Genomic DNA, 3877 nt, shown 5'->3' on the forward strand with positions numbered 1-3877 from the left:
TGGATCAGGTAGTAGACCAGGTCGAAGACGGCAAAATAGACCAGGAACTGCAGCACGTCATGGCCCTGGAACCACGGCACCAGTTGCTGCAGCGAGAGCAGCGAATCCGGCCCGCTGCCCGATCCTCCGCCCAGCGCCTGTCCGATCCACGATACCGCAGGCTGAAGCATGAGATAGGTGAAGACCGGCAGCACGCCAAGATACTTCAGCAGGGTGTAGAACCGGTCGATGTGCGCGTGGCGACGATCCTTCCAGTGCTCGGCGGGAATCAGTGATTCCAGGGGTCGGAAAATCAGCGCGATCACCACGATCTGGGTGATGCTGATCATCAATGCGGTGGCAATTTCTCGTGGTGAATCGGTCACCCCACGCAGGTGCAATGCATCCAGCATCGGACCGACGCCATGATCAGCCAGTGCAGTTACTGCGTCTTGCCATAGGGCCCATGATGCGGACATGTCGGGAACTTGGATGATGATCTTGTACTAAGAATACGAAGCTAACCTTGGTCCAATCTTTCATCCGGGGTGTCATTTTGCACGTACCCCGATGGCTAAATGCGATCCCGGCCGTCCAGCCAGGGTGGTTCATATCCCCGCACCAGGAGTAAGCAAATGTTCCCTCGTCTCCTTCGCTCGCAGATCATGCTGGGCATCGTGGTTTCCGCTTTCTTTGCCCTTCCGGCATGGGCCGCCATGCACACATCGTCGCTACCGCAGCGCGTGCTGCAGCTGAATGGCAGCGGCAAAATGCTGGATCTGGACGACATGATCTATGCACCCTCGATGCATCGTGTCCTTGTGCCTGCCGCACAGAGCGGCGCGTTGGTACTGATCAATCCGGCGACCCAGCACATGACCCACTGGAACCATGTGGTTCCCGGTGGTTCCGGCGCCGAACGTGATGATGCCGGCACCACCTCGGCCGCCGTGGGTTCGGGATTTGTTTTCGTCAGCGACCACAAGGATCAAGAGCTGGTGGCACTGAACCCACAAACACACCAGCCGGTGGCGCGTGCCAGGCTGGCCTCCGGTCCGGATTACGTGCGCTATGTCGCCACGCTGAAGCAGGTCTGGGTCACCGAGCCGGGTGCCAGCCAGATTGAGCGTTTTCAGGTGCGTGGCGGAGCACATCCGATGCTGAGCCGAGTCGGCGCGGTGGCGGTGAATGGAGGTCCGGAGTCGCTGGTCATCGATGCGCGTCGCGGGATGGCCTACACCAATCAGTGGAAGAGCCATACGCTCGAGATCAGCCTGCACCATCCCGCGCTGAAGGCTTCCTGGGCGAACACCTGCCGGGGCAGCCGCGGCCTGGCCCTGGATGCCGCCGATGGCGTGCTTCTGGTGGGATGCAAGGAGGGCAAGGTGGTCGCACTGGATCCGGCCTCGGACGGCAAGATCCTGGGCCATGCAAAAGTCGGTGCCGGGGTGGATATCATTGCCTGGAACCCGGTATTGAGGCACGTCTACGCGCCCGGCGCCCGTAGCGCCACGCTCAGCGTGCTGACGATGGACCCCAGGGGCCGGCTGAAGCGGGTGGCCACCGCGCCGGCAGCGCCGCACGCCCACTGCGTGACCACTGACGGCAGGCGCCATGTCTATGTCTGCGACCCTGCAGCGGGTGCAGTCATCAGCTACACCGATCACGTGCGGCCCTGATCGCGAAAGGTCCCCGTGTCGGCTCTCCACCGTCACGGGGGCGTCATCCCGTGATCAAGACACTGCAACACGCCATGTCCAGAATGCGTTACAGGCAGACCACGGGCGACGCGCATGCACATCGGCATGGTCTCGGAAACCTATCCACCGGAACCCAACGGCGTGGCCCTGACAGTGCAGGGCCTGGTCGAGGGCCTGCGCGCGCGTGGTCACCGTGTCACCCTGGTGCGACCACGGCAGGCGGCGGATGCTGGAGTCCCGGACGCAGACGGCACCGTGCGCGTGGCCAGCGCCGCGATACCCGGGTATCCGGCGCTTCGTTTCGGCTTGCCGGCAGGGCGCCGCCTGACCCGAGCATGGCGTGAGGACCGTCCGGATGCCCTGTATGTAGCCACTGAGGGACCTCTCGGGAGCAGTGCGCTGCGTTATGCGGCGCGACTCGGTATTCCCGCCACCACCGGGTTTCATACCCGCTTCGATACCTATGCCTCGCATTACGGCCTGGGTTGGTTGACGCCTCTGGTGCGGTCTTATCTGCGGCGTTTCCATCGACGTGCTGTGGCCACGCTGGTGCCTACCGACGCATTGGCACGCGAGTTGCGCGGCCTCGGCGTGGAGCATGCACGAGTGCTGCACCGGGCGGTGGACACGCAATGGTTCCATCCCGGACGACGCGACCAGGCGTTGCGCAGCCAGTGGGGCGCGGCGCCACATGCGCCAGTGATGCTTTACGTGGGGCGGATCGCGGAGGAGAAAAACCTGCCGCTTGCCGTGCGTGCCTTTTATGCCATGCGTAAACGCTGCCCCGAGCTGCGTTACGTGTGGGTTGGCGACGGGCCGGCCCGTCACGCCGTGGAATCTGCGCATCCTGAATTCATTTTCACCGGGATGCTGCATGGCGAGGCGCTCGCTCGCCATTACGCCAGTGCCGACATGTTCGTGTTTCCCAGCCTCAGCGAGACTTTCGGCAATGTGATCCTGGAGGCACTGGCCAGCGGTCTGCCGACGGTGGCCTTCGATTGTGGCGCGGCGCACGAGTGCCTGCGTGACGGATATAACGGGATCGGCGTGGCCCCCGGCGACGAGCGCGGCTTCGTTGCCGCCTGCGTACGTCTCATGCGCGATCCGCACTTTGCGGTCCTGCGTCAAGGCGCGCGGGACAGCGTGGCAAATCTGAATCCCGATGCCGTGGTTGCCGAATTCGAGTCGATCCTGGCCGGCATCGCGACCGGCGCAGTGCCGAGTGCCCCGCGCACGCTTGGATTCAACGGATCTTCCGTCGACAGGGGAGCCCTGCCTTGAATATCACCCTCAAGCATCCTGCAACGCCTTCTGCGACCCTGGACTTCCGGATCTGCCTGCGTGCCAATCGCTGGGGCACCCGACGAGTCATCGGCCGTGGATTCGCCATCATCAGCCGTCTCGGGGATGGCGTGTTCTGGTATCTACTGATGAGCGTGCTGGCAGTGTTTGATGGCGCGCCGGGTCGCAAGGCAGCCTTGCATATGGCGGTCACCGGGTTGCTTGCCTTGCTGCTGTATCGCACCCTGAAGCGCTGGACGCGCCGCCCGCGGCCATTTCGCGCCAGTTCGGACGTGATTGCGCACGTGCCGCCGCTGGACGAATTCAGTTTTCCGTCCGGGCATACCCTGCAGGCAGTGAGCTTCACCGTGGTGGCGCTGGCCTACGTGCCCGTGCTGTTGCCGTTGCTGCTGACGTTCACGGTGCTGGTCGCCCTGTCACGCGTTGTGCTGGGGCTGCATTATCCCAGCGACGTGCTGGCGGCCTGCGTGATCGGCGGCGTGCTCGGCACCCTCTCGCTGTATGCGGCGCAGGGCCTGCAACTGGCGTTCTGAGCATTGCCGGGTGATTTCATCGGTGGGTTGAGGCAAGGACCCGGCCACGGACCATTTGTGCGTCAAGCTCCGCGCGGCAAGCCTCGCAAAGGCGGCAAACAACCCCGGGAAGGCATTCCCGTTGCAGCACAACCGGGCGCGAAGCGACCGTGGTGTCGGCATTCGTCCCGTTCAGCGGTACAGGAAAAGCCAGTGTCCGATCGCCGCGCCCAGACCCAGGTGCACGCCGGCCCAGAACAGCGCTGCAAAAAAATCGGCAATCAGGAACCGCCGTACCGGCAGTCGCGACATGCCGGCCAAAACCGGCATCAGCGCCCGAAGTGGTGGCAGCAAACGACCGATGAAAACCGCGACGTCGCCACG

4 protein-coding genes and 1 pseudogene are annotated in these 3877 nt (G+C 63.8%); 3 read left to right on the forward strand and 2 right to left on the reverse strand.

Going from position 1 to position 3877, the window contains the following annotated elements:
• Positions 1-458 (reverse strand): annotated as a pseudogene (locus tag PF446_RS01600) (fatty acid hydroxylase); the annotation flags it as partial.
• Between the two features lie 156 nt (positions 459-614).
• On the opposite strand from PF446_RS01600, the gene PF446_RS01605 reads away from it, so the two are divergent.
• From PF446_RS01605 to PF446_RS01615, 3 genes are all read left to right on the forward strand, one after another.
• Positions 615-1658: a hypothetical protein gene (locus PF446_RS01605; protein ID WP_298069033.1), complete on the forward strand. Its 1044-nt coding sequence runs from the start codon at positions 615-617 to the stop codon at positions 1656-1658.
• Positions 1659-1772: 114 nt separating this feature from the next.
• Complete coding sequence (locus PF446_RS01610) at positions 1773-2960, forward strand: glycosyltransferase family 1 protein (RefSeq protein ID WP_298069035.1); 1188 nt, start codon at positions 1773-1775, stop codon at positions 2958-2960.
• 2 nt (positions 2961-2962) lie between these two features.
• Positions 2963-3514 carry a phosphatase PAP2 family protein gene (locus PF446_RS01615; protein WP_298069039.1) on the forward strand — a complete coding sequence of 184 codons (552 nt, stop codon included), beginning with the start codon at positions 2963-2965 and terminating at the stop codon, positions 3512-3514.
• A 171-nt stretch (positions 3515-3685) separates the two neighbouring features.
• Here PF446_RS01615 and PF446_RS01620 read toward each other — a convergent pair.
• Positions 3686-3877 (reverse strand): VTT domain-containing protein (locus PF446_RS01620; RefSeq protein ID WP_298069037.1); only part of this gene is annotated, 192 nt, incomplete at its 5' end.

Origin of the sequence: Oleiagrimonas sp. (assembly GCF_027858935.1) — a bacterium.
In the GTDB taxonomy this organism is placed as follows: Bacteria; Pseudomonadota; Gammaproteobacteria; order Xanthomonadales; family Rhodanobacteraceae; genus Oleiagrimonas.

What these genes read in the sequence shown, in the direction of transcription:
- PF446_RS01610 (WP_298069035.1), top strand. Translation starts at nt 1,773, where the DNA reads ATGCACATCGGCATGGTCTCGGAAACCTATCCACCGGAACCCAACGGC.
- PF446_RS01605 (WP_298069033.1), top strand. Translation starts at nt 615, where the DNA reads ATGTTCCCTCGTCTCCTTCGCTCGCAGATCATGCTGGGCATCGTGGTT.